27 protein-coding genes are annotated in these 26,279 nt (G+C 27.8%); 9 read left to right on the forward strand and 18 right to left on the reverse strand.

The features are described from left to right. Window positions 1-4 precede the first annotated feature (4 nt). The 6 genes from QZ288_RS04795 to QZ288_RS04820 form a co-directional block, all read right to left on the reverse strand. Window positions 5-514, reverse strand: a complete 510-nt coding sequence (locus tag QZ288_RS04795) for a nitroreductase family protein (protein ID WP_295155705.1) — start codon at window positions 512-514, stop codon at window positions 5-7. 86 nt (window positions 515-600) lie between these two features. Then, window positions 601-1,191 carry a hypothetical protein gene (locus QZ288_RS04800; RefSeq protein WP_295155708.1) on the reverse strand — a complete coding sequence of 197 codons (591 nt, stop codon included), beginning with the start codon at window positions 1,189-1,191 and terminating at the stop codon, window positions 601-603. 17 nt (window positions 1,192-1,208) lie between these two features. Further along, a complete protein-coding gene (locus QZ288_RS04805; protein ID WP_295155710.1) occupies window positions 1,209-1,865 on the reverse strand; it encodes a TIGR00730 family Rossman fold protein in 657 nt (218 codons plus the stop codon). A 25-nt stretch (window positions 1,866-1,890) separates the two neighbouring features. Next, window positions 1,891-2,217, reverse strand: coding sequence for a YbjQ family protein (locus tag QZ288_RS04810; RefSeq protein WP_295155713.1), 327 nt, complete (start codon window positions 2,215-2,217; stop codon window positions 1,891-1,893). A 15-nt stretch (window positions 2,218-2,232) separates the two neighbouring features. After that, window positions 2,233-2,559, reverse strand: a complete 327-nt coding sequence (locus QZ288_RS04815) for a YbjQ family protein (protein ID WP_295155716.1) — start codon at window positions 2,557-2,559, stop codon at window positions 2,233-2,235. 109 nt (window positions 2,560-2,668) lie between these two features. After that, entirely contained in the window at window positions 2,669-3,322 is a 654-nt protein-coding gene (locus tag QZ288_RS04820; RefSeq protein ID WP_295155719.1) for a Crp/Fnr family transcriptional regulator, read from the reverse strand. A 189-nt stretch (window positions 3,323-3,511) separates the two neighbouring features. Between QZ288_RS04820 and QZ288_RS04825 the strand changes: the two genes are divergently transcribed. From QZ288_RS04825 to QZ288_RS04840, 4 genes are read left to right on the forward strand one after another with little or no spacing between them, the layout of a single operon-like run. After that, window positions 3,512-5,041: a sodium:solute symporter gene (locus QZ288_RS04825; RefSeq protein WP_295155722.1), complete on the forward strand. Its 1,530-nt coding sequence runs from the start codon at window positions 3,512-3,514 to the stop codon at window positions 5,039-5,041. A gap of 9 nt (window positions 5,042-5,050) precedes the next feature. Continuing rightward, a complete protein-coding gene (locus QZ288_RS04830; RefSeq protein ID WP_295155725.1) occupies window positions 5,051-6,199 on the forward strand; it encodes a cyclically-permuted mutarotase family protein in 1,149 nt (382 codons plus the stop codon). A 1-nt stretch (window position 6,200) separates the two neighbouring features. After that, a complete protein-coding gene (locus QZ288_RS04835; RefSeq protein ID WP_295155728.1) occupies window positions 6,201-6,836 on the forward strand; it encodes an SGNH/GDSL hydrolase family protein in 636 nt (211 codons plus the stop codon). A gap of 33 nt (window positions 6,837-6,869) precedes the next feature. After that, window positions 6,870-8,027 carry a cyclically-permuted mutarotase family protein gene (locus QZ288_RS04840; protein ID WP_295155731.1) on the forward strand — a complete coding sequence of 386 codons (1,158 nt, stop codon included), beginning with the start codon at window positions 6,870-6,872 and terminating at the stop codon, window positions 8,025-8,027. Window positions 8,028-8,082: 55 nt separating this feature from the next. Here the strand turns inward: QZ288_RS04840 and QZ288_RS04845 are convergent, their stop codons facing one another. The 8 genes from QZ288_RS04845 to QZ288_RS04880 all read right to left on the reverse strand — a co-directional run bounded on the left by QZ288_RS04845 (window position 8,083) and on the right by QZ288_RS04880 (window position 18,507). After that, window positions 8,083-8,301, reverse strand: coding sequence for a putative Se/S carrier-like protein (locus QZ288_RS04845; protein ID WP_295155734.1), 219 nt, complete (start codon window positions 8,299-8,301; stop codon window positions 8,083-8,085). A 2-nt stretch (window positions 8,302-8,303) separates the two neighbouring features. Then, complete coding sequence (locus tag QZ288_RS04850) at window positions 8,304-9,419, reverse strand: aminotransferase class V-fold PLP-dependent enzyme (protein ID WP_295155737.1); 1,116 nt, start codon at window positions 9,417-9,419, stop codon at window positions 8,304-8,306. 14 nt (window positions 9,420-9,433) lie between these two features. Then, window positions 9,434-10,012 (reverse strand): sulfurtransferase-like selenium metabolism protein YedF, encoded by a 579-nt coding sequence (yedF, locus tag QZ288_RS04855; RefSeq protein WP_295155739.1) that lies wholly within the window; start codon window positions 10,010-10,012, stop codon window positions 9,434-9,436. A 96-nt stretch (window positions 10,013-10,108) separates the two neighbouring features. Beyond that, window positions 10,109-10,600: a CvpA family protein gene (locus QZ288_RS04860; protein WP_295155742.1), complete on the reverse strand. Its 492-nt coding sequence runs from the start codon at window positions 10,598-10,600 to the stop codon at window positions 10,109-10,111. Continuing rightward, window positions 10,600-12,552 (reverse strand): methyl-accepting chemotaxis protein, encoded by a 1,953-nt coding sequence (locus tag QZ288_RS04865; RefSeq protein WP_295155745.1) that lies wholly within the window; start codon window positions 12,550-12,552, stop codon window positions 10,600-10,602. The genes QZ288_RS04860 and QZ288_RS04865 overlap by 1 nt, the downstream gene beginning before the upstream one ends. Window positions 12,553-12,566: 14 nt before the next feature. After that, complete coding sequence (locus tag QZ288_RS04870) at window positions 12,567-14,501, reverse strand: methyl-accepting chemotaxis protein (RefSeq protein ID WP_295155749.1); 1,935 nt, start codon at window positions 14,499-14,501, stop codon at window positions 12,567-12,569. 175 nt (window positions 14,502-14,676) lie between these two features. Continuing rightward, complete coding sequence (locus QZ288_RS04875; RefSeq protein WP_295155751.1) at window positions 14,677-16,074, reverse strand: MATE family efflux transporter; 1,398 nt, start codon at window positions 16,072-16,074, stop codon at window positions 14,677-14,679. An 87-nt stretch (window positions 16,075-16,161) separates the two neighbouring features. Beyond that, the gene (locus QZ288_RS04880) at window positions 16,162-18,507 is read right to left on the reverse strand and encodes a chemotaxis protein CheA (RefSeq protein WP_295155754.1); all 2,346 of its coding nucleotides are present in this window, start codon (window positions 18,505-18,507) and stop codon (window positions 16,162-16,164) included. A gap of 147 nt (window positions 18,508-18,654) precedes the next feature. Between QZ288_RS04880 and QZ288_RS04885 the strand changes: the two genes are divergently transcribed. The 3 genes from QZ288_RS04885 to QZ288_RS04895 are packed head-to-tail and all read left to right on the forward strand — an operon-like array spanning window position 18,655 to window position 21,639. Further along, entirely contained in the window at window positions 18,655-19,962 is a 1,308-nt protein-coding gene (locus tag QZ288_RS04885; RefSeq protein ID WP_295155756.1) for a UDP-glucose/GDP-mannose dehydrogenase family protein, read from the forward strand. A 2-nt stretch (window positions 19,963-19,964) separates the two neighbouring features. Then, on the forward strand, window positions 19,965-20,489 hold the full coding sequence (locus QZ288_RS04890; protein ID WP_295155759.1) for a metallophosphoesterase: 525 nt from the start codon (window positions 19,965-19,967) through the stop codon (window positions 20,487-20,489). After that, complete coding sequence (locus QZ288_RS04895) at window positions 20,476-21,639, forward strand: DUF6348 family protein (protein ID WP_295155762.1); 1,164 nt, start codon at window positions 20,476-20,478, stop codon at window positions 21,637-21,639. The genes QZ288_RS04890 and QZ288_RS04895 overlap by 14 nt, the downstream gene beginning before the upstream one ends. On the opposite strand, the gene QZ288_RS04900 is transcribed toward QZ288_RS04895, so the two are convergent. Further along, the gene (locus QZ288_RS04900) at window positions 21,632-22,309 is read right to left on the reverse strand and encodes a hypothetical protein (RefSeq protein WP_295155765.1); all 678 of its coding nucleotides are present in this window, start codon (window positions 22,307-22,309) and stop codon (window positions 21,632-21,634) included. The two genes, QZ288_RS04895 and QZ288_RS04900, sit on opposite strands and share 8 nt — an antisense overlap. A 254-nt stretch (window positions 22,310-22,563) precedes the next feature. Between QZ288_RS04900 and QZ288_RS04905 the strand changes: the two genes are divergently transcribed. Both QZ288_RS04905 and QZ288_RS04910 read left to right on the forward strand, forming a co-directional pair. Then, window positions 22,564-23,064, forward strand: coding sequence for a hypothetical protein (locus tag QZ288_RS04905; RefSeq protein WP_295155768.1), 501 nt, complete (start codon window positions 22,564-22,566; stop codon window positions 23,062-23,064). Window positions 23,065-23,135: 71 nt separating this feature from the next. After that, a complete protein-coding gene (locus QZ288_RS04910) occupies window positions 23,136-23,486 on the forward strand; it encodes an META domain-containing protein (protein ID WP_295155771.1) in 351 nt (116 codons plus the stop codon). A 35-nt stretch (window positions 23,487-23,521) separates the two neighbouring features. On the opposite strand, the gene QZ288_RS04915 is transcribed toward QZ288_RS04910, so the two are convergent. From QZ288_RS04915 to mglA, 3 genes are read right to left on the reverse strand one after another with little or no spacing between them, the layout of a single operon-like run. Further along, window positions 23,522-23,680 carry a hypothetical protein gene (locus tag QZ288_RS04915; protein WP_295155774.1) on the reverse strand — a complete coding sequence of 53 codons (159 nt, stop codon included), beginning with the start codon at window positions 23,678-23,680 and terminating at the stop codon, window positions 23,522-23,524. 12 nt (window positions 23,681-23,692) lie between these two features. Then, window positions 23,693-24,715 (reverse strand): galactose/methyl galactoside ABC transporter permease MglC, encoded by a 1,023-nt coding sequence (gene mglC, locus QZ288_RS04920; RefSeq protein WP_295155777.1) that lies wholly within the window; start codon window positions 24,713-24,715, stop codon window positions 23,693-23,695. A gap of 30 nt (window positions 24,716-24,745) precedes the next feature. Beyond that, on the reverse strand, window positions 24,746-26,251 hold the full coding sequence (mglA, locus tag QZ288_RS04925; RefSeq protein WP_295155780.1) for a galactose/methyl galactoside ABC transporter ATP-binding protein MglA: 1,506 nt from the start codon (window positions 26,249-26,251) through the stop codon (window positions 24,746-24,748). Window positions 26,252-26,279 lie beyond the last annotated feature (28 nt).

Consider the following 26,279-nt stretch of genomic DNA (forward strand, 5'->3'; position numbering starts at 1 on the left):
TATATTAATATTTTTCATAATGTATTTTATTAGGCTCGAATCTGTCAGGCATTTCAGGCACTACATCTGAATATCCTATAACAGCCAAACCTAAAGGCTTAATATGTTCAGGTATATTAAATAACTTTATAATTTCATTCATTCTATTTTCACGCGGTGCAATCCCAATCCATACGCTGCCCAAATCTTTAGCCTTTGCTGCAAGCATAAGATTCTGCAAAGCTGCCGAACAGTTCTGCTGCCAATAAAGTTTTCCAGATTCGTCGGATAAATCTCCGCATACAATTATAGCCAATGAAGCGGTTTCAAGCATTTTAGCGTAGGGGTGAAAGTTCATAATTTTATCTAATGAATCTCTGTTTTTTACTACTATAAACTCCCAATTTCTTTTATTGTTGGCAGAAGGGGCATACATAGCAGCTTTAATTATATATTCTATCTTTTCATCTTCAACTTGCCTGCCTTTAATATATTTTCTTATGCTTCTTCTTGTAAATAAAATATCTTCTTTCATTTTCTTTAAGCCTTAATTAATTTTTATATAATTATATAATATAAATATAAAAAAATAAAATATACTTCTAAAAATTAAGATATTTTTTATTGTTTTGAAGAATATATCTCTTTTATTTTAATTTCATCATAAAAAGAAATTCTATATGAATAATGCTTTATTACCTTATCTAAAGTATCCAAGTCTGGTTTTATATACAAAGATATGCTTGCAAGCTCAGATGACCACCAAAATACATACTCTTCAAAAGGCTTTTTATTGAATGAATAATGCTTTATATCAGTTTTATTTATTTTGCCGTATTGGAATAACAGATTTTCTTTTATATTATCAATATCTGATAATACTGCAGGATTATAAAAAGACGGATTATTATAAATATCTCCTATATGATTGCAAATTTCTATTCTATAGAGCTGATTATTATGAAAATATAGATAATATGCTAATTTTTCAGTATCATTTTTATATGTATTAAGTACAGTATTATTTTTTAATTCAAATGATTGGAAAAAATCAGCATATACATTTAAATTATAATTAGTAATTTTATTATCAGCCTCTTCAATAGTCATTCCGAATTTTAAATCTTTATAACCATTCAAATTGAAAAGTTCAGGCAGCTGTGCAAATAATAAATTTACATTTATTAATAAAATTACTATTATATATTTCATTTTTATTTATTTTATTTTTATTTATTATAAAAAGAATTTATTATATTTAAAGTTTCCTGAGGAGTTTCAGCATATTTTATTAAATCTAAATCCTCAGTATCTATATAATTTTCTCCAATCATATATTTTTTTATCCATTCTATTAAGTCAGTATAATAATCTGAGTTCATAACAATAAGAGGCATTCTTTTAAGAACTTTAGTTTGTATTAAAGTTAAAGTTTCAAACATTTCATCCATTGTACCGAATCCTCCGGGAAATATTATTACAGCTTTAGCATACTTTAAAAACATAACTTTTCTTGCAAAAAAATACCTAAATCTAATTTCCTCTTTTACATAGGGATTAGTTTTTTGCTCAAAAGGAAGCTCTATGCATAATCCTATAGATTCTGCATTAGCATCGAAAGCCCCTCTGTTTCCAGCTTCCATTATTCCAGGACCGCCTCCTGTTATTATATCATATTTATTTTCACCCAATAATTTAGCAGTTTCATAAGCCAATTTATAACAGGGATGATCTTCTGAAGTTCTTGCACTTCCGAACATAGAAACGGCATTTTTATAATAAGACATACTATCAAAGCCTTCTACAAACTCTCCCATTATTCTAAATATACGCCAAGACTCATTAAGCATATCAGAATTTTGAAATTCATAAGTTTCTTTTCTCATTAATAATTTCTGCCTTTTGTTTTTGTTATTTTAATATAATTGCAGTTCCGTAAGCAATAACTTCTGTAGTTCCTTCCATTACAGATGATGAAGAATAATGTATTCCTATTACGGCATTAGCATTTAGTTTTTTAGCCTCTTCTATCATTCTATTAGTAGCTATTGTTCTCGCTTCATTAATCATTTCAGTATAGCTTTCTACTTCTCCGCCTACTATGTTTTTAAGCCCTGCAAGAAAATCTTTACCTATATGCTTAGCTTGTGCAACATTTCCTTTAACTAAGCCTAATAACTCATAATTATAATTACTTGGAAGATAATCAGCTGAAATTAATTTTATATCATCACTCATTTTTATACTCCTATACTATTTTAATATAATTGCAGTTCCATAGGCAATAACTTCTGTAGTTCCCTGCATTACAGAAGATGAAGAATAATTTACGCCAATTACAGCATTAGCACCTAGCTTTTTAGCTTCTTCTATCATTCTGTTAGTAGCTATTGTTCTTGCTTCATTAAGCATTTCAGTATAGCCCTGAACCTCTCCGCCTACTATATTTTTAAGCCCTGCAAGAAAATCTTTACCTATATGCTTAGCTTGTGCAACATTTCCTTTAACTAAACCAAGTATTTCATAACTATAATTACTTGGAAGATAATTAACTGTAAACATTTTTATATCAGTGTCCATTTTTATTCCTTTTTGTTTAACTTTTATATACTTATTGTGTTAGTTGTCGGAAATGTGTAAAGGTACTTTAATATTTTTTTGAATATGCACATTTAAGAAGAATTTGTTTTTATATATTTATAATGCTTATTTTGTTTTTATCCAATTTAATAATATTTTCTTTTGATAATTTGCTTAATTCTCTTGATAATGCACTTCTGTCTGCAGATATGAATTCGGCTAATTTATCCCTATTATAAGGTATTAGTATATTTGATGATTTTTGAATATTTGACATATATTTCAAATACATTATTATTTTATTTCTTAAGCTTTTCTGACTTAGAATATCATTTTTAAAAGCAAGAAATTTATTTTTATCTGATATTATCCTAAGAAGATTTTGTATAAGTATAATATTATTTTTATTAGAATAAAATATATTTTCTATATCTATTTTTAATATTTTACTGTCATTAAGCGATATGGCTTGTATAGAAGATATTTTATTTGCAGAAAATGCAATTGCCTCAGCAAATATATCGCCTTCATTTAATATATTTACTATGTTTTTTTTAGCATCATCATATTCTTTTGAAACTTCTACTTTTCCTTCTAGTATAATATATATGCTTTCAACTATATCGCCTATATTTACTATTATATTTCCCTTTATAAAAGATTTTTTTTGTGCTTTTATATTATTTAATATATTAGCTATTTCATCTTTTTCTATATTATCAAATATACTAGATTTAATTATAGTGTTTATATATTTATTCATATAATACCGAAAATAAAAATAATATTGTTTGAAAATACTAACATTTTTCATTAAAAAATCAATATACATATTAAATAATTATATTTCATAATTTATTTTTTATATTTTAATTTTTTATTGATTATATAAATTTATTTGACTATACTATAATTGTTCACGTAAACAATTATAATTATAGGAGAATTAAATATGGCTTGGCATTGGTTTGATTGGGTAGTGATATTTTTATATTTTGTCGCTATGTTTTTTATAGGGGTTTGGTTTTCAAAGAGGACTAAATCTACTCAGGATTATTTTAATGCGGGAGCAAGAGTCCCTGCTATGGTAACAGCAATGAGTATTTATGCAACTGCTTTATCTTCAATTTCTTTCATTGCCGTACCAGCTTCGGTTTATAATAACAGCTGGCTGCTTGGTATGGCTCCTACAGGAATCATATTGATTATTATATGGGTAGCAATTGTATTTGTACCATTCTTCAGAAGATTAAATGTTACTACAGCGTATGAATATTTAGGATCTAGATTTTCTTATAGCATAAGGCTTTTGGGAAGTTTATCTTTTATCATCTTTCACATCATAAGAATGGCTATAGTCCTTTATTTACCTACTTTAGCTATGGTAAAAGCATTGCCTACTGTTAATCCTGTTCTTGTAACAATGTTAGTCGGATTATTTTGTGTGGCATATACTTCTATAGGAGGAATGGAGGCAGTATTATGGTCTGATGCTATTCAAACTTTAGTATTAATCTTCGGAGCATTTCTCATTATCATAGTAGGATTTTCTTCCGTTGGCGTATCTGAAGGCTTCTCTATACTTGCCAAAGATAATAAGATGATGACCCCTGACTTTTTCTCTTTTGATTTTGCTAAGCAAAGTATATGGTCTATAATAATAGGTTCTTTTTTCGGTTCTATTTATCAATATATAGGCGGACAAGATGTGGTTCAAAGATACAATACTACAAAAAATGAAAAAGAAGCTCAAAAAAGCTTGTTTTTAAATATCCCTCTTGCAATAACAAGTTCGATAATATTTATAGGTATGGGTTCGGCTCTTTGGATATTCTTTAATTCAGGTAAAAATACACTTCCTTCAAATATAGACGGAAATGCTATACTTCCATACTTTGTTATGGATTATCTGCCTATAGGAATATCAGGCTTAGTGCTTGCAGGTATATTTGCAGCAGCTCAATCTACAGTTTCCTCAAGTTTAAACTCAGTATCTACTTGTCTCACTAAAGATATATTGGAAAAATTAAAACCTAATCTTACAGATAAATTTAAACTAAACTTTGCAAGAGCTTCAAGCTGGATTGTGGGTTTTATAAGTACATATTTGGCAGTTAAATTTTTAAAAGGCGGGCAGGGCGATATTTATTTATATTTTCAGGCAATTACAGGACTATTAGGAGGTCCTATAGCATCTATCCTCATAGCAGGTATATTCTTTGATAAAATTGAAACTAAAGCGGTGTGGACAGGATTTATAGTTTCTACTATTGTAGCTTTTTACTTGACAGATCCTGCAGGCATAGTTTCAAAATTAATACCAGCATATAGTAAACCTCAAGTATTTGAAATGTTAATTTCTTTCATAATAATAGGCATTGGAGTGGTTGTTTCTATATTGGCTTCTTTTGTATTTGGAAAACCAAGCGAAGACAAGATAAAAGGTTTAACATATTCTACAGTTGTTAAAAATAATAAATAAGGTTTAATTATGCGTTTATTGATTTATTTATTATCCGTCATAGTTGTTATAGGATGTTCTTATGAAGAAAAGAATAATATACTATCTGACTCTAAAATGGATAAAAAAATAGTTTGGGAAGTAGGAGGACATTTGCCTGCACAAACGGGAATGGAAAAGAATATAGGAGTTTCCGGACTTTTATACGGTTCTCTTCAAGATAAATATATAGTAGCAGGAGGAGGCGGAAACTTTCCTTATGAATCTACTCTCAATGGCGGGGCTAAAAAATTATATTCGGATATTTATATGTTGGAAGATAATAACGGAGCATTGCAAGTTATAGAGCATATTAATTGGGAAAATGAAATAGGTCATGGTGCTTCCATAACTACTAAAGAAGGGATATATTATATAGGTGGGGCATCTAATCCCCAAGCTGATGACGATATATTATTTATTAGTTTAAAAGATAATAAATTGAGCGTTGAAAAAGTAGGAGATTTGCCTTTCACTTTTCAAAATGGAGCTGCAGTAGAGAAAGACGGAAAATTATATATAATAGCTGGAAGACAAAATGGAAAAGCAGCTAATGAAGTTTATCAATATGATTTATCTACTAAAGAAACTAAAAAATTATCTCCTGTGCCTAATCAGGAAACAAGAACTCAGCCTATTGCACAATTATTAAATGGAAGCATATATGTATTCAGCGGGGCTGATTCTATAGCATATACCGATGGATATAAATATGATTTTTCCAAAGATGCTTGGGAGCAAGTTTCGGATATTTCAATAACGAATAAAGAAAATATTACTTTAGCAGGAGGAGTTTCAATAAAATTAAATGAAAGTGAGATGGTGGTTATGGGCGGAGTCAATAAAAATATTTATGATAATGCAGTTTATAATTTGAATAATCTTAAAGGTGAAGAATTATCGGATTTTAAATATAAGTATTTTACATCAGACCCTTATGAATTTAAATTGAATAGTGATATATTGATTTATAACTCTAAAACTGATAGTTGGAAAACATTAGGAGAAGTTCCTTTCAATCCTACCTGCGGACAAGGTTTAATACTGATAGGAAATAAAATATATTTTATAAGCGGTGAAATCAAAGCAGGTATCAGAACAGACAAAATGTATATTGGTACTATATTGAAAAGGATGTAAAATGAAGAATGTATTATGCTATGGAGATAGTAATACTTTTGGATATATTCCTGTACAAGAAGGACGCTATTCTTATGAAGATAGATGGACGGGAATATTACAAAAATTGCTTGGACAAGAATTTAGAATTATAGAAGAAGGATGCGGAGGAAGAACTACCGTATTTGAAGATCCTATATATCCTCATAAAAACGGAAAAGATTATATTCTTCCATGTATAGAAAGTCATAAGCCTTTGGATTTAATAATTATAATGCTTGGTACTAATGATCTTAAAACGAGATTCAATGTTTCGGTGAAAGATATAGCTCAAGGAATGAAACAGCTTGTAAATATGGTTAAAACTTATGAATATGGAGTAGGATGTAAAATACCTGAAATTCTTATAGTATGTCCTATAAGAATAGGAAAAAATGTAGAAAAAGAAGAGCTTTCTGGTTTTTCAAAAGAGGCTATTATGAACTCTAAAAAATTACCTAGTAAATATAAGTTTGTGGCTGAATTTCATAAATGTCATTTTTTAGATGCAGGAAAGTTTGCAGATCCAAGTACAGAAGATTCCATACATTTAACTAAAAAAGGGCATAAGGATTTAGCGAAGGCTATTAGTATAAAGATTAAGCAAATATTTAAATAAGTTTTTTATAATAATTATTTTTAAGGAGAAAAAATGAAAAAAATATCTTTAATATTATCACTTATATTATTGTTTACTTTTGTGAATTGCTCAAATACAAAAGTAAGCAATAATAATGTACTTAACTCCAAAACAGATAAAAAAATAGTTTGGGAAATGGGTGGACATTTGCCTGCTCAAACTGGAATGGAGAAAAATATCGGCACTGCAGGATTATTATACGGCTCTTTACAAAATAAATATATAGTTGTAGGAGGCGGTGCTAATTTTCCTGAAGAATCTGTACTTAGAGGCGGTGCTAAAAAACTTTATTCTGATATTTATATGCTTGAAGATAAAAACGGAGTATTAGAAGTTGCCGAACATATAAATTTAGAAAATGAAATAGGTTATGGTGCTTCTGTAACTGTTGAAAACGGAATATATTATATAGGCGGTTCTTCAAATAGTGAAGCTGATGATGATATACTATTTATCACATTAAAAGACGGTAAATTAAATGTTGAAAAAATAGGAGATTTGCCTTTCACATTACAAAATGGTGCTGCTGTTTATAGGGATAATAAATTATATATAATTACTGGAAAGCAGTCTGGAAATGGAAGCGATAAAGTTTATGAATATGATTTAACTGCTAAAGAAACTAAAGAGTTAGCCCCTGTACCTAATGAGGCAAGCAGAACTCAGGCTGTTGCTCAAATTTTAAAAGATAATATATATGTATTTAGCGGCGGAGATAAAACAGCATATACAGACGGATATAAATATGATTTTGCAAATAATACTTGGGAGAGAGTATCTGATGTAGCTTTAAATGGAGGAGAAGGAATATCTTTGCTTGGTGCAGTATCTGTTAAGCTTAATGAAACAGAAATGCTTGTTATAGGCGGATTTAATAAGGCTATTTATGATAATGCTGTTTATAATTTAGGTACTCTTCAGGGAACTGCTTTAGAAGGCTTTAGGCAGGGGTATTTCGGAGCTGATCCTTATGAGTTTAATTGGAACAGCAATATATTAATTTATAACTGTGAATCTGATGCTTGGAAAACGATAGGGGAGGTTCCTTTTGATGCTCCTTGCGGAGAAGCATTAGTATTGATAGGAAATAAAATATATTCAATCAATGGTGAAATTAAACCCGGTGTTAGAACTGATAAAATGTATATAGGCACCATTTTAGCTAAATAGTATAAAATTTTTTATTTTTAGAATAAGGCTTGCTGATTTATTTGGCAAGCCTTTATTATTCTGTATCTTTAATTGTTACCAATAATCCTGCAGACTCCAATAAAAATATTATATCCTCTTTTTTATAATCGTCTATATCTATAGCCATATTGCATACTCCGAATATATGTTCAGGAGCAGGACGAACTATAACTTCTATTCCAGCATCTAATAAAATTTTTTCAGCTTTGATTAAATCTCTTGGTGTTTGTAAATAACAAAAAGTTCTTGACATAATTAATTTCCTAATGCATTTATTAAATATTCTAAATCTTCTTTAGTTGTATAAGGAGAAAAAGAAAACCTTATAGCTCCGTTATCATTTTTATAAAAATTATGTGCCAAAAATGAGCAGTGAAATCCGTATCGGCATTCTATATTATAATTTTCATATAATGTATGAGTTATATTAGACATATTAATATCATTGTTAATAGTTTTTATTGAAAATAGAAAGCCCTGAATATTTATATCTTCTGACCATATAACTTTATATTTATTCATAGCTTCTATTTTTTTTATAGTATCAGCTACATCATTAATATCTATATTCCAATTAGGTCTGTTTTTTAATGCTGCTAAAAGCCCTATTATTCCTACTGTATTCGGAGTACCTGATTCATATATTTGAGGTATGTTATACGGAGTTTCATATCCGTCGCCGAAACCTCCGCCGAAATATGCAGGATTTAATTTATCAGGATTTTTTACATAAAAACCTCCTGTACCTGCAGGACCAAGAAGTCCTTTATGTCCTGTGAAAACTATGAAATCAGCATTCCAATCATCAGCTTTTATATTATGTATTCCTATTGATTGTGTGGCATCTACAAGTAATGGTATATCTCCTATAGTTTCTTTTATTTTTTTTATAGGCTGTATGATACCGCTTATATTACTCTCCATATTAACAATAACTAATGATATTTTTTCTTTTTTTATTATATCAGATAAAGAATCTGTATCTATTATGCCATTATATAGAGAAGGTATAATACTATATTTTACATTTTTATTTTTGCTTAATTTATATATAGGTCTGAGTACTGCATTATGCTCCAATGCAGATATTAATATATTTGTATTATTTAAATTTAATCCTATGAGTATATCATTTATAGATCTTGTGGCTCCTGATGTAAATATTACATTAGAATCATTTTTTGTACCTAAAAAATTATAAGCCAATAATTCACGGCATTCTTCTATTTTTTCTGTAGTTTCTTTTCCTCTTATAGTATTTACTCTTCCGTAAGTGCCGCCTATATTCATTAAAAAATTATACATTTCCTCTGCAACTTCTTTAGGCTTTGGAAAGCTAGTTGTAGAGTTATCAAAATAATAATTTTTCATAATTCATTAATATTTTATGCTCTTATAATAGCAGAAGCATTAGCCATAGCCTCAATAATTCCAAGCATATTAGTCTGCTCCTCTATCTTAATATCTTTTAATTCATAGAATTTAACACAAGTACCGCAGAAAAATATCTTTATTCCTGAATTTCTTAATTCCTGCAATAATGTTTTATAAGGCTCTTCAGTGCCTAAATAAACTCCTCCATTATAGCAGTATAAAGCCTCTGGTTTAGGGCTTGCATCTTTCAAAGCACCCAAAAATGATTTTAAAAGAAGTTCCCCAAGTTCATCATTGCCAAGCCCCATTACTTTTTTATCAATAACAGCTATAACAGGTCCTAAATGTTTTTCTTCATTATTTGAATTGCTGGAAGATGATAAATCTTTATTTTTAATAATTTTGAAATTTAATCCTTCATTAGTATATTTTATGCCGTTATTATTTAAAAAATCCGTAATATTATGAAATGCAACTTCATCATCTATTAAAACTTCTATTTCTTCATTTAAATCAGCATTTGTTATTGCAGTTTTTGTAAGAATTAATGGTTTTGGGCACGGTATTCCTCTAGCATCTACTGTTTTCATCTTTATTTCCTTGATATTTCCTTTATATAAGATAAATCTATAATAAAATAATATATTAAAAAATACTTATTGTCAATTATATAATAAAGCAAATGATTAGTAAGTTTTAATAAAATAAACTATATAATTATCATTAATAAATGATGATGAAAAAATATTTCTGAATATATAAAATATATAATTTATTATAATTGATTTATGTAAAATTTCTGTATATTCAGGATATAAGTACATAATTATATTCGCTGCAAAATAAATAACGGCACCTGCAGTAAATAATAAAATAACAGCACATGCTAATCTGTCTATCCAAGATAGATAAATTACTTTTAAAATATCTTTTATGCTTTTTTCAGCTTTAGAAAGTATTACTCTTATGAGAGAGTAGGCTGCTATTAAAGATATAATTTTAAGTATAATGGAATGATTGAAATATTTTGACATATGATTATATATTAACGGTGCTATTATAAATGTTATTATTATTGCTATTATCGGCGTAATAACGGATATTAATCCTTTATATAAACCATATATTAAAACAGCTGTTAATATTACAATCAGAAATATATCAATATTATTAAGCATTATGATTTCTTTAATAAAGATATTACAGGTGCGAATGTAAAACTGCTTTTATTTCTATGAGTATTAATAATATTTGATAAGGCTTCTATATCAGTATGAGAAAAAGAAGAATAGCTGCCTATCTTTTTAGTAATATCATTGAGTTCATCTTTAGATTTTATTATATTGTTAAAATTATTAAATATTTTGTATACATCCTGATTTTGATATTCTATTTTTGCATTTAAATTGTTCTGAACTTCAAGCATAGCTGCAACATTTTCTTTTATAGACAGAACTATTAAATTTTGATTAACTAATATACTTGACATAACTTCATTATACTGCTCTAAAGATTTGAAATGGCTCAACTTTTTTGAATCGGTGCTGATATTATTTTCTATTTCTAAAATAAACTTATCAATAGTTTCTGATATTCTATTAATTTCTTTTGAAATTATATTGCATCTGTCTTTTATATAGAAAGAAGAATTTTCTATAACAACAAGCCCAGCAAATATATCTGTAAGCATTTTTTCTATTGCATCTGTACCTTTTGATATTTCAAAAGATAAAGTACCTATTTCTTTAGCTACTACCGAGAAACTTTTACCCAAAAATCCTGCTTTTGATGCCTGAATACCCGCATTTATAGATAAAAGATTAGTTTTATTTGTTATAGATTTAATATATTCTATAGTATTATATATAGATTCTGTTATATTATTTATATCTTTAAATTGATTTGACGATTCTATTATTGCATTTATAAATTTGCCTGATGTTTCATTAAGACTTTCCTTTATAAGTCTTAATTCATTTTTTAAAGATAATATCTGATCATTGGAGAAATCGGATTCTTTCATATTGGAGATAGTTTGATTTAGTATTCTAAAATGATCCTGCATTTGAGATTTATATTTATCAAAGAATGTAAATATTGTATTTGTATACTTTAATCCGTCTTTAATTATATTTTTCTTGCTGTTTTTTGCATCTATTAATTTATCATTTGCCTCTAATATAGAATATATTTTAGAATTAATGATATTATAAGCATCCTTAGTTTCTCTGTCTATTTCAAATACAAACATAGATGTATCCATTAAATTTCTATCTATAGTATTTAATTCTTCTGAAATTCTATCTATATTATTTAAAGTTTTAAGATTTAGATGCAGTTTATTGTTTAAAATGCTTTCTTTTTTTATAGAATCAAGTGCATTTTTGGCAAAAGATGCAAATATTGATATAGATCTGAATGACGATGAAATTACAATAGCAAGTCCTATTCTGTCAAATTCTGCACTGTTTGAAATTCTATCTATATATAGCTGTCTTATTATAAGTATAAGTGCCAAAGTGATTGATACAGCCATAGCAGCATTATCCCTATAATTATAACTCATTATCATATCTGATACAGTGGATATGAACATAATGAAAAATACAAATAGTATAATATAATTTTTGAATGTATAATAAAATCCTGTAGGCTTTATAAAGTATGATGAACTTGATGAATCATAATAATTAATTGTGCAAGTAAAAAATTGATTAGGATATACTATATTTGCTATTATTAATGTTATAGATAATAATATTGTAATTACAAATACTGTATTATTTAAAATTAATAAATTTTTTGTTTTTGATGTAAAACTTTTAGAGTTTATTGGCATAAGTATTACAGCAGCCAATATTAAAATATTATTACTTAAATATAAATTCAATGATAGGTTTTTATTTATTCCGTATAATTCTAAAAATATTATGATAAGAGATATTATATTATAAAATAGTATGAGTATTAATGTAGCAGAAATAACAATATATGTTTTCTTTTTTGTTTTAATAGATAATAATAAATAAAGCATAATAAATACTGACATTAAAGAAATACCAATAATAGGTACTAATAATCTTATTACAGTTATATTATATCCGCTTATCAAATTTGAAAATATATCCATATTTATTCCTTTAATTACATAACTTTAGAATATTCATCTACTTTACTCTCTAAATCATTAGTATATTCCATAAATTTCTTCATTTCGCTGTCAAGTTTGCTGGTTATAGATTCTAAATCATCTGAAGTGGCAAGCAGTTTATTCATATCTCTCATCAAACTTTTAACTTCTGTATTTTCTATATATGCTTTTTCTGATATATCCATTATATAATCATTAATTTCTTCCACTTTACTTTTAATATTTAAAAAGTCATTTTCTTCATTAATTATTATATTTGTCATATTTGATATAGAATCATGCATTTTATCAGTGCTTTTAATAATATTCATATTATAATCATTTTGTTTTTCCATATTTCTATTGAATCTGTTAATTCTATCATAATGATGTGAAATTTCTTCTGATAATAAAGATATATTATTATTAATATTATTACTTGAATAATTAAATTTTTTGAATATATCTTCTATTTGAAATAATAAGTTTTGCATCCTATTAGTTGCCTGAGAAGTTTCATTTACCAATTCTGTAACCTCTTTAGATACAACTAAAAAGTTATTATGCCATTCTCCTGCTTTAGAAGCCTGTATGCTTGAGTTTATTGCAAGAGTTTTAGTTTTATCCGACATATTTGTCATAAATGATATAATTCTATTTATATGAAAGCTTAATTGATTGAAGCCGTCTGATTTACTGAATTCTTTAATAAAGTTATTTTTTTCTGTATCCAATTTGCTTTGAAAATCTTCAAACATATTAACTATATTTCTGCTTTCTGACTGAAGTCCGTATATTTTTTCTACAGATTTCTGCAATTTAACATTAGATTCTTCTAAAGTTTTCTTTTGTAATTCTACTGAAGCCTGCAGATTAGGATATGTTTCTATTAATTCATTTATTTTTTCTATATTTATTTTTCCGTCATTTATTTGGAAATTTTCTATTGTTATAAATTCATTTGTATAATCTATAACCCTATTAATATCAGATTTTAAATTATTAATAGTAGAATATGTATTTTCTACTTTATTTACTAATTCATTTACAGAATTTGAAAATTTTTCTTTTAATTCAGATAATTTTTCAGATGTATTAATAGCTGTATTAATTATTATAGAGTCCTGAGCCTTTACGCTTTCCAAATCATAAGACTGAGTTGTTTTTCTATGTACAGCAGAAATAAATCTGCTTACTGATGAATGTATCATTATTACATTAAATATTGCATATACTAAAGTTGTTCTTGTAAATGTAATATTATTTAGTATAAGAAAATTGCTGGAATATTTTTTATATATTGATATGCCGTTAAAGTCATCAAAAAATGCCAAAGATATTAAAGATATTAATATTAATAAAGTTATATTGCCTTTGATTTTTTTATTAATAGTTATCTCATATATTAATGCACATATTATAATAAAACTGTATATAGTAAAAATAAAATCTCTGAATATATATGCCGCCCCTAATTCTCCTCTGCTTTTTATACTGTAAATCATAGTTTCGTTTAATGAAGTTATTTGTTCTTTTGTGGATATAAAAAGCTGCGGATATAATAAGGCAACAGCACATAGTAGTATAAATATAAATACTGCTGCAATATATAATTTATTCAATACAAAATGAAATTGTTCGCTTAATACTAATTTGGTTCGTATATATATAAGCCAAGGAATAATAGTTAGAGAAAATGCCAATTGTTCAAATTTATATAGATTTAATGCTAATTTATTATTCGGTGCATATAGAGATGTTATAACATTTGCAGCTTCCATTGCTGAAAATATGAAGCATAAAAAACCTAATGCTAATATAATTGCCTGAGTTTCTTCGTATAATTGAAAGTATATATATGCATATAGTATTATACCTACTATTGATATTATAGTGGCTATAACAGGGATTCCCAATTCTAATGTTAAAAGAGAAAAATTGTAACTCATAAATCCTCTATAAAAAAATAAAAAAAATAAAAAAATATTTTTAATATTATAAGCTAATTTTTATATTTATAAAGCATAAAAACATAAAAATCAACTAAAAAATAAAATATCGTTTATATAATCGGAATTAGTTTGTTAAGTATTTACTAATTGCTTTTTATTTTTATACAGCTATTTAAGTTAATTTCCTAACCCATCTTTCTTTTTTTAACATTAAAATACCAACTGTAATTTTTGCAAAATCTGTTAATTTAGCTATTCCAAACATAGCGACAGGACCTACAGAAGTAAATTTAGCAAGAATCAAAGCCAAAGGTGCAAACATTAATAATGATACAGGTACATCCACTGCAAAGCCGAATATAGTATCTCCTCCAGCCCTTGAAACTGCAAACTGAGCATTAAGATATGTCCATACAGGCATATAGCAGGCTATTAATATTACTAGATTTCTTGTTATTGCCTGAGCATCTGCTGTAAGTTTTGAAAATATAAATGGAATAAGTAGGGCAGACGACATCTGTACTAAACCGACGGCTAAGCCCGCTATAACCGAGCCGTTTAATATCCATCGGGCTTTATTTTTTGCATCTTCCAATTCTCCGCGTCCTAATGTTCCCCCTACAACTACCATTGTAGAAACAAATATACCTTGAAAAACTAAATAAAATATATTTGCTATTGTAAAGCCTGAAGCCATTCCTGCAACTGTTTCCGCACCGCCTCTGCTGTTATATAATGCTGTCATAAACATTTCGCTTAATCCCCAGCTTATTTCACTTAAAAATATCAAACTTGATTTTCTAAGCATAGAATAAAATATATTTAATTTTACTTTTAATATTTCTCTAGTTCTTACATAAAATTTTTCTTTATGAAGCTTTATATATACTATAAACAAAATCATTTCTATTGTTCTTGCCGTCAATGTAGCAATTGCAGCTCCTGTTTCTTCGAGTCTTGGGGCTTTGAAATTTCCGTATATAAGTATATAGTTCCCAAAAGTATTGCAAAGAGTTGCTATAACAGATATTATAAGAGGAATATGCGGTTTTCCTATTTCCCTATAAGAAGTACCTATAGCACCTGATATGGATATTGGTATAAATGTAAATGCTATTATACTCATATATTTTGTACTTGACAGCAGTATTTCTTCCTGATTGGCATTTCCTCTAGTCATAAGACGCATAAATATTTCAGGGTTTATAAGCATTAATATCATATAAGAAATAGAAATAATTAATGGAAGTATAATTTTAAATCTAAATGCCTGCTGCATTCCTTCTTTATTATCAGCCCCATTATTTTGAGCCATATATATACCGCCTGCACCATAGCATGTATTGAGTATGACTAAATATATAAAATTTAATTGATTAGATACATTTACAGCAGCCATTTTTATATCGCCAAGTTCTGCCACCATAAAATTATCTATTAATGATACCATACCCATTATAAGCTGCTGCAGCATTACAGGTACTGCAATAGATATGCATAATTTATAAAAATCAAAATTTCCAAAAAGAGTTTTTCTGCCGTTTTTAAAATTTATTGAATTGGTATTCACAATATAACCTCTTTATAAAAATTAAAGTATAAATTCGTTCTATTAATAAAATTGAAAGTAATATATAATTATTTTGATATTATATGTTTATTGCTGCGGTATTTCAGGTATCTCATTATTTTTAATTTTTTCAATAAAGCTTCTCAAATCATTTTTACTGCCTTTAACATTATTATTAATTTTTCCTCTCTCAATGATCCTCTTAGTACCAAGACTTACGATAGTCTGAATATCTAAAATGAAGCTTACAGTACCATCGCCCAAAACAGTAGCACCTGCCAAACCTTCTGATTTAGTTATATTATCTTTAAGAGTTTTAATAACTATATCCTGTTCTCCTATTAGGTTATTAACAAGAAGTGCAGCTTTTTTTCCTTCTGAAGAAAGTATAACAGCATAATATGATTTTATATTATCATATCTTGAAGGCAGTCTGAATAATTCTTTAATGCTTAGCACATTTATAACATCATCTCTTACTTTAATAACTTCTATGCCTTCCAGCTCTTGAATATCTTTAACATCTATTTTTACAGTTTCTAATATACTATTAATAGGAACAGCATAATATTCCATTTCAGCATCAACAATAAGAGCCTGAATAATAGCTACAGTAAGAGGAATTCTGAGAAAGAAAGTAGAGCCTTTTCCAAATTCAGTTTCTATACCTACAGTACCGTTAATTTTCTCTAAACTCTTTTTAACAACATCCATACCAACGCCTCTTCCAGATACATTGGTAATTTTTGCAGCTGTAGAAAATCCGGGAGCAAATATATATTCAAGCATTTGTTTTTCTGAAAGTTTAGCATCGGCAGATACAAGTCCTTTTTTAACAGCACTTTCAAATATTTTCTGCGGTATCATTCCTTTACCGTCATCAGCTATTTTTATAATTATCAAGTTGCCTTCATGAGAAGCACTTAAAATAACTGTACCTGTTCTAGGCTTTCCTGCTTTTTCTCTGTCTTCAGGGGATTCTATACCATGATCCATAGCATTCCTTATAATATGCACTAACGGATCTACCAAAACTTCTATAACTGATTTATCTAACTCAGTTTCTTCACCATACATCTCTAACTTCACTTCTTTGCCTAAATCTCTCGATAAATCTCTTATAAGACGAGGGAATCTATTGAATGTTTGGGCTATAGGAAGCATCCTTATCTTCATTACAGTTTCCTGAAGCTCATTCGTTACCCTTGTAAGAAGCTGATATGAATTTCTAAATCTATCCAAAGTATTTTTAAAATCTTCTTCCATTTTTAAGATTTCATTTAATTTATTATTGAAATTGTCAATATATGTATTTCTGATTTCTTTAGCTTCTTTTTTTTGTAAATGCTCTTCAAATTTTCTGAGTATTTGAACAATTGTATCTCTATAATATCTTTTTACTTCATTTATTCCAGAACCTATTATTTTTTGATATGAAGTAAGATCATCATCATATTGTACATAAGAACTTTTATTTGTTACAAGCTCTCCTACCTGATTCATCATAGCATCTATTCTGTCGCTTTCTACTCTTAGGAAAGAACTTTGTCTTTCTTTATGATCTTTTCCGCCTTTTCCTGCATCAGTTTTCTTAGCAGTTTCTTTTGATTTCTGATTTTTTTCCTGAATGAATTTTTCATATTCCTCAAGTATTATTTCTTCAATAGATATTTCTTTAGTAACATCAGGAAGTGTAACCGCATCTATTATATCTTTATCTTCTTTGACAGCAGCAATTATATATGTAACATGTTCATAAAACTCATCGCCTTCCAAAGATTCAATAGGGGGTATGCTTCCCATTATTTCGCATACATCTTTTAATGCAACAAATACCTGAACTCCTCCTACAGTTTTCATAGGGCTTTCAGGATCAAAGCTTACATGTACTAATTTTGTTTTTACATTCTCTTCTGCATTATCTCTAATTATTCCTAATAAATCGCTGTCATTTGGAAGAAGTTCATATTTATTAACTTTTTTTTGAGTTTCATTAGATGATGTCTGGGCTTCTTTACTGCCTGCTGCAGAAGGAGGCTGCCCTAATTTAAGATTTTTAAAATCTTCCAGCTTTTTTATTTCTGCTTCAATATCTCCTGAATATTCACTCTCTTCGCTTGCAGTATTAATAAGGTCTTTTAATATATCTATGCCTTTTAAAAGTATATCTATAGTTGCATCATCTACTTCTATTTTATCATTTCTTATTAAATCAAGTAAATCTTCAAATCTATGGGCATATTTCTGAGTTTCGACAAGCTCTACTGCACCTGCACTTCCTTTCAAAGTGTGAACTGCTCTGAATATTTCCTGTATGGCATCAACATTATTTCTTTCATTATCTAAAACAAGAATATTTTGCTCTAATCTGTCAAGCATCTCAAATGCTTCTTCAAAGAAATCCTTAAGCAGACTTTTTATATAATCATCCATCTATGACCTCATAAATTTAAAATCTTACAATATTGTATCGTAAAATACAAAAATATCTATAGTAAATAATATTCTACTTGAAAAAATAATAATTCATTATATAATGAAATTCGTTAAATGTCTACTTTTTATTTAAAGGATTTTGAAATGAGGATATGTATAGTAGGTACGGGTTATGTAGGACTTATTACAGGGGTATGCCTTGCTGAAATGGGTAATTATGTTATCTGTATTGATAGCGATGAAGATAAATTAAAAAAACTTAAAAATGGTATTGTGCCTTTATATGAACCTGGTTTGGAAGAGCTTATATTTTCAAATATTTCCGAAGGCAGATTAGAGTTTACAAATGATTTGGATTATGCTGTAAAAAAATCTAAAGCCTGCTTTATTGCTGTGGGAACTCCTTCAGGAGATGACGGAAGCTGTGATTTGAGTTTTGTATTATCAGTTGCTAATAATATAGGCAAGGCTATGAATGAGTATAAAGTAGTAGTTAATAAATCTACTGTGCCTGTTGGAACTCATAAATTGGTAGAAGATGAAATAAAAAAGAATTACAGCGGCGAATTTGATGTGGTTTCTAATCCTGAGTTTTTAAAACAAGGTGCTGCTGTAGATGATTTTTTAAAACCTGATAGGGTAGTTATAGGTTCTGATTCTGAAAAAGCTATAGATATTATGAGAGATATTTACAGTCCTTTTACGAGAACAGGAAACCCTATAATAATAATGGATGTTCGTTCTGCTGAAATGACTAAATATGCTGCTAATGCATTTTTAGCTGCTAAAATATCATTTGCTAATGAGATTTCAAATATATGCGAAAAAGTCGGAGCAAATGCTGATTTGGTGAGAATTGGCATATCAAGCGATAAAAGAATAGGCAATCAATTTTTATTTCACGGATTAGGATACGGAGGAAGCTGTTTTCCTAAAGATGTTCAGGCTTTGATAAAAACTGCATCAGATTACGGAATAGATTCTGATTTGCTGAAAGCTGTTCATCAGGTTAATGTAAATCAGAGAAAAGTTTTTGTAAATAAAATTATGAAATATTACGGCAATAATATAAAAGGCAGGACATTTGCCTTATGGGGATTAGCATTTAAGCCTAGAACTAATGATATGAGAGAAGCTCCTGCTATCACTATAATAAATATGCTTTTAGAGGCAGGTGCTGATATAAGAGCTTATGATCCTAAGGCTTTTGATAATGCGAAGGCTATATTCGGAGATAAAATATATTATGCTGAAAATTCTTATGATGCATTAAAAAATGCTGATGCTTTAATTTTGGTTACAGAATGGAATGAGTTTAGAAGACCTAGTTTTGATAAAATAAAAGAATTATTGAAAGAGCCTTTAATATTTGACGGCAGAAATCAATATGATAAAAACAGAATGAAAGAAAGAGGCATTAAATATATTTCTCTTGGTACAGCAGATAATTAATAATGATATATTTTACTTCAGATACTCATTTCTTTTATATGCATAGCGGCAGAAAGAAATTATTTGATGATTATGATTCTATGCATAGGCATTTGATTTATAAGTGGAATGAAAAAGTATCTGAAGAAGATGATATATATATAATAGGAGATTTTTCTAATGAAAGCGGGTATTTAAAAACTTCTAAGTTATTAAAATTTTTAAATGGAAATAAATACCTTATAAAAGGAAATAATGATAGATTTGCAGATAATGTTCAATTTGACAAAACTTTATTTAAATTTATAAAAGATTATTATGTTTTAGATATAGAAAATTATAATAATATTATTAAAAAAGCAGTATTATTTCATTATCCTATATTAGAGTGGGAAGGATATTATAATAATACTATATTAATACATGGACATTGGCATAAAAATAAAAAATATAATAAATTAGCATTTAATACAGCTAGTGATCTTCATAATTTCAGTCCATTGTCTATTAATGAAATATTAGAAATGGTGCAAAATGAACACTTATAAAGATATACTATTAAATAGGCTTCATACTACTATAAATCATAAAAATAAAATAGAAAATGACTGCATTAAATTTCTAAGCTATGATATTACTATTGAGCCTAAAATAGTTCAGATGGAAAAGAAAAACAGTATATTATGCACCATATATTTTTATGTAAAAGCACCTCTATTTGATAATATTTTTTTTGAATCTTCTTCAAGTATTGCTTCAGATGAATATAAGGCAATAGAACTTTCTTCTGATAATTTTGTATATTGTGCTTTGCATGGAATATTAGATTTTTTATCAGGTATTCATCATCATGAAATAGAAACTTCTATATTAGGCATTAAAAAAAATTTTACAGTATGCGAGAGTCCTATAATTGGTCTTGGAAATATAGAAAACAAAGAAGATTTTTATGATGATTATGTGGAATTTGATGAAAAAGAAGGATATTCTAGTTTTTTATGGAATTCTATACATAAAGAAGTACCTTTTATACTTGAAAATAATAGGGTAAATTTTATAAAAACTTATGCTGCTAAAATGCCTAATGGAGATATAATAACTGAATGTACTATAAATAATGTTAATAATAAAACATTAGAAAACTGCGTTCAAAATGAAATTATTAAATGGGATAATAGCGGGGAATTTTTTTCTATAAAGCAGTTTTTCTTTATACTTCAGTCTGATTATACATATACAAAATATCCTTATACAAAAGAAGAAATAGAGTATTTTGTTATTGAATATGTGCTTGAATTTGAAAAGTATAATTTTAACTATAGTGAATTTATAAAAAATATAAAAAACATAATATCTGATACAAATATAAGAGAAGAAATAATAAATTTCGTTCCTGAAATATGTGCAGAATATGCTTTTAGAGATGTGATTTTTAATGAAAGGGCTGATGTTAATATAGGAAATAATAATTATAATATTTTAAAAACGCAGTTTACAAGCTATAAATATATTGAAGACGCTTTGATAGACAGATTTTCAAATAAAATATTTAAAACAGAAAGCTTTAATGAATTGGTTCATATAAGCAATTCTTATAATATAATATACGAAACTATGAGAAATAATCATAATATAAAAATGGAAGATATATTTGTTTCTGTTACTTTCAACTTTACCAGCGAATATAAATTTATCTAACTTCTAAAGCGGATATATAAAATCCTATCTGAACACCCAAATCTATAGATGAAAACTTTACTGTATCAGGAGCTGATTTTATATCTTTTATTACAGGAAAATCATAATTAAAATAAAAACTTAAACTAACTCCGCCTAATACAGTGAATGATTTTACACCAATAAGAAATTTAATATAAGGTATAACTATATCATCAAATCTCTGTTTCAATCTGCTGTAATTAAGAGTTTCTATTATATAATCATATCTAAGGCTTCCTCCCAAAGGAACTTTTATTCCTCCTCCAAATCCAAGCATAAATATATTAGCAAATATTCCTTCAATATACCCGCCCATATTCAAGCTGTCAAATACATGAGTATATTTTTTTCTTTCTTCATAATTGATAAATCTGTAAGTATCCCTATAATATCCTAAATCCATTCCCAAGCCTAATATAATATCTTTATGTAAAATAAAATTATATACAGGCTGAACTAAAAATCCCACTTCAAATGCTGATTGAGATTCATAGCTATTTTTATTTAATGCTCCGCCATTATTTTCTATATAGTATTTCGGCAAACTCCCAGATAATGGAAGTATATATCCTAAACTAAAGAATCCTAATTGCGGAAATGCTTTTACAGATGTAATAAATAATACTAATAAAATAATTATTTTTTTCATTGCTGTATTCATTATATATTTATTTATATCCTTTATATATTTATTAAATTATAAACTTAATTAATTTAATGTCAAATTATAATATATTATAAAATTAGTTTTTCAAGTATTAAAATATTTATTTTTTAAAAACATTGAAATTAGTTTTATTTTTTATTATATTATATATGTATTATAAATAAAAAAATTATATAATTTTTTATTATTGTCGATATTAGAAAAAAGTATCAACTATTGTATTTTGGAGATTAATTATGCCTGCAGTAATCATAGAACATGATGAATATCCTTCTGTAGTTGTTATAGAATATAACAGTATATACAGAAATGAATTACAGAATTTTATACATAATATAAAAATCAAAGATAATAAAGAAGAAGTTTATGTAGAGCAGTATTTCAATAAGATACTTTATAGTAATAATACAAATATAGGACTTTTAACTATAGACGGAAGAATAAACGGATATTATTATATAAATAAAGAAGGCGTTTTGAAATATATATATATGAACTATCCTTATAGAAGAAACGGTTTTGCAAAGCTTCTTCTTACCCATGCCATTAAGACTAATCCCAATATACAGTTTGAGAAGAATTCTAATCAGGCTTATACAAGACTCATTAGTTCTCCTATATTTGAAGATGTACTTAAAGGTAATTCTTCAGGAGCATTTGACAGCGGTTTAGGAGGACTTGATACATTTGAGGATTTAAGCGGCGGAAGTAAAGAAGGGGAGCTTACTTTATTTTAATTTTTAAAAAAATTTTATATATAAATGCTATATTATTATTATTAATTTCATGTACTCATAATACTGCTTCTTTGATAAAAGATTCTGTAGTGATAGAAGAGTCTATAAAAGTTTATCATCTTATTAGTATGCATCCTTCTATGAATATTACGATTAGTATAAATGATAATAAAATATGCGGTAAATCTGCCGTAAATGATTATTGGGCTAATTGCAAAATAGACGGAGATTTAATTTATATAGATATGATAAAAACAACAAGGAAAACCGATACAGCTGAAAAGAGAAGAATAGAGGGCGATTATTTATCTATACTTCAAACAGCATATTCTTATAAGATAGAAAATAATAAACTTATTATATATACAAGATTTATTGATGAGCCTCTTGTTTATGAAGAGTGTAAAGAGATGAAATATTAAAAAAGGCTGTACTATTATTAGTGCAGCCTTTTATTTTATTTGTATATTATGCTGGTAATATATCCGATAAATTCTCCGATTACAAATATCATAAATACAAAACCTAAAAATATAAGAGCTTTTAAAGTTCTTTTCTTAGTTTCTTTTTTATTAAACTCTCTTCTAAAAGGATCATTATTATTATCATATTCCATATAATAAACTCATCATACTTTTTTCAAATATTTTTGCGTATCAACTGCAACAGCTGCAATTATGATAGTACCTTTAATTATATACTGCATATATGGAGAAATACCAACGAATGACATACCATAATTAATAACTTGGAAAATTAATACTCCTGATACTATACCCAAAATAGAGCCGATACCTCCTGAAAAAGAAACACCTCCCACAACGCATGCAGCTATGGCATCAAGTTCATAACCATTACCTAAGTTATTAGTAGCAGAACCAACTCTTGCTACCTCCAAAGAACCTGCTATACCGTATAAAGCACCAGCCATAGTATAAACTATCATAAGAGTTAAAGGTATATTAACACCGCTTACAGCAGCAGCTTCAGGGTTTCCTCCTACTGCAAATATATTCTTACCCAATTTAGTTTTATTCCAAATAACCCACATAGTTAAGGTTATAATGACTGCAAATACAATTAAGTATGAAATAGTGAAATTACCTAATTTTATGCCTCCTTGTGCAATACTAGTAAATCTAGGGTCAAGTCCTCCGATAGGCTGAGCACCATAAGGAGGTCTGTCAAAATATGTACTAGTTACACCATAAAGTATAAGCTGCATACCTAAAGTAGCTATAAAAGGTGTTACATAAAGTTTAGAGATTATGAAGCCGTTTATAAGCCCAAATACCATAAGTATAAGCATAACTAAAAGTATAGGCAGTATAACAGGAAGCATAGGCAGGTCAGGATACATTCTAGTAGGATTAGAAGTAGACTGCAAAAGCGAAGCACTTACAACAGCAGCAAGCCCTACAGCTCTTCCAGCACCTAAGTCATTGCCCTGAGTAACAAGAAGAGTACCTATACCCACAGCTATTATCATACGGGTAGATGCCTGAGCAAATATATTAAGAAAATTGCTTAGTCTAAAGAAAGTAGGTTCTTTAATAATTATACCTATGAGTATAAGAAGTAATGCTGCAAATATAGCATTGTTTAAAATAAATGATTTAATAGTTTTAATATTGATTTTATTTTTGTCCATAATTGTTCCTTTACTTGTACTTAATTAAAATTATAAATATTTAGCAGACAATGCCATAATTTCTTCTTGATTAGTATTTTTAGTTTCTACAATACCTGCTACTTTTCCATTACTCATAACCATAATTCTATCTGTTATACCGAGTAATTCAGGCATTTCGGAACTAACTACTATTACAGCTTTACCAACTGTAGCTAAATCTATAATAAGCCTGTATATATCATATTTTGCCCCTACATCTATACCGCGTGTAGGTTCATCAAGCATCAGTACATCAGGCTTGCTTAAAAGCCATCTTCCCAAAATAACTTTCTGCTGATTTCCTCCTGACAATGTTTGTATAGCAGTTTTTTCTGAAGGAGTTTTTACCTGCATACTGTCTATAACCCATTTGGTATCTTCCTGCATTTTTTTATTATCCAAAAATCCGAATTTATTTCTATAATTATCAATATTGGCTATAGTGGAATTAAAATTGATAGAAAGCATTCCAAATATTCCAGTCTGCCTTCTCTCTTCTGTAACTAAAGCAAAACCATTTTTAATAGCTTTTCTGGTATTTGAATTATTAACTTCTCTGTCCATTTTCAAAACATTTCCAGATGATAAAGTTCTCATACCAAAAATACTTTCAAGTACTTCTGTTCTTTTAGCTCCCACAAGTCCTGCAATACCCAATACTTCGCCTTTTCTTACACTAAAATTAACTTCTTTAAGCGAGGGCTGATAAAATGCCGTAAAATCTTTTATTTCTAAAATATTTTCTCCAGGAGTATTTGTTTTTTCAGGAAAACGATTAGTTAAATCTCTTCCTACCATTTGCTTAATAATCATATCTGTTGTTAATTCTTTGGAAGGAGTAGTATCAACATATTTTCCGTCTCTCATTATAGTAACTTCATCAGAAATTTGAAGTATTTCTTCCATTTTATGAGATATATAAATCATACCTACGCCTCTGCTTTGAAGCTTTCTAATTATTTTAAATAATTTAGCTACTTCTTTTTCCGTAAGAGAGCTTGTAGGTTCATCTAATACTAATATTTTTGAATTATATGAAACAGCCTTTGCTATTTCTACCATTTGCATTTCTGACACAGATAATGCAGATACTTTTGTTCTAGGGTCTAAAGGTATTTCTAAATCATCAAAAATTGCCTTAGTATCATCATACATTTTTTTTTCATCAATAATAATGCCGTATTTTGTAGGGTATTTTCCAAGCCATATATTATCTTGTATATTTCTCTGACGAACCTGATTGAGTTCCTGATGCACCATTGCAACACCATTATTTAAAGCCTGTTTTGGTGAAACAAAATTAACTTCTTTACCGTCTAAAAATATATGTCCTTCATCTTTACGGTATATGCCGAATAAACATTTCATTAAAGTAGATTTTCCAGCACCGTTTTCCCCCATAAGAGCCACTACTTCGCCTTCTCTTACGGTAAGCTTGACATCATCTAATGCCTTAACTCCCGGAAAAGACTTTGAAATACCTTTCATTTCAAGAACTATCTTTTTATTATCCATATATTTACAACCCTTTTAAAACTAATAA

This window comes from uncultured Brachyspira sp. (assembly GCF_910578695.1).
In the GTDB taxonomy this organism is placed as follows: domain Bacteria; phylum Spirochaetota; class Brachyspiria; order Brachyspirales; family Brachyspiraceae; genus Brachyspira.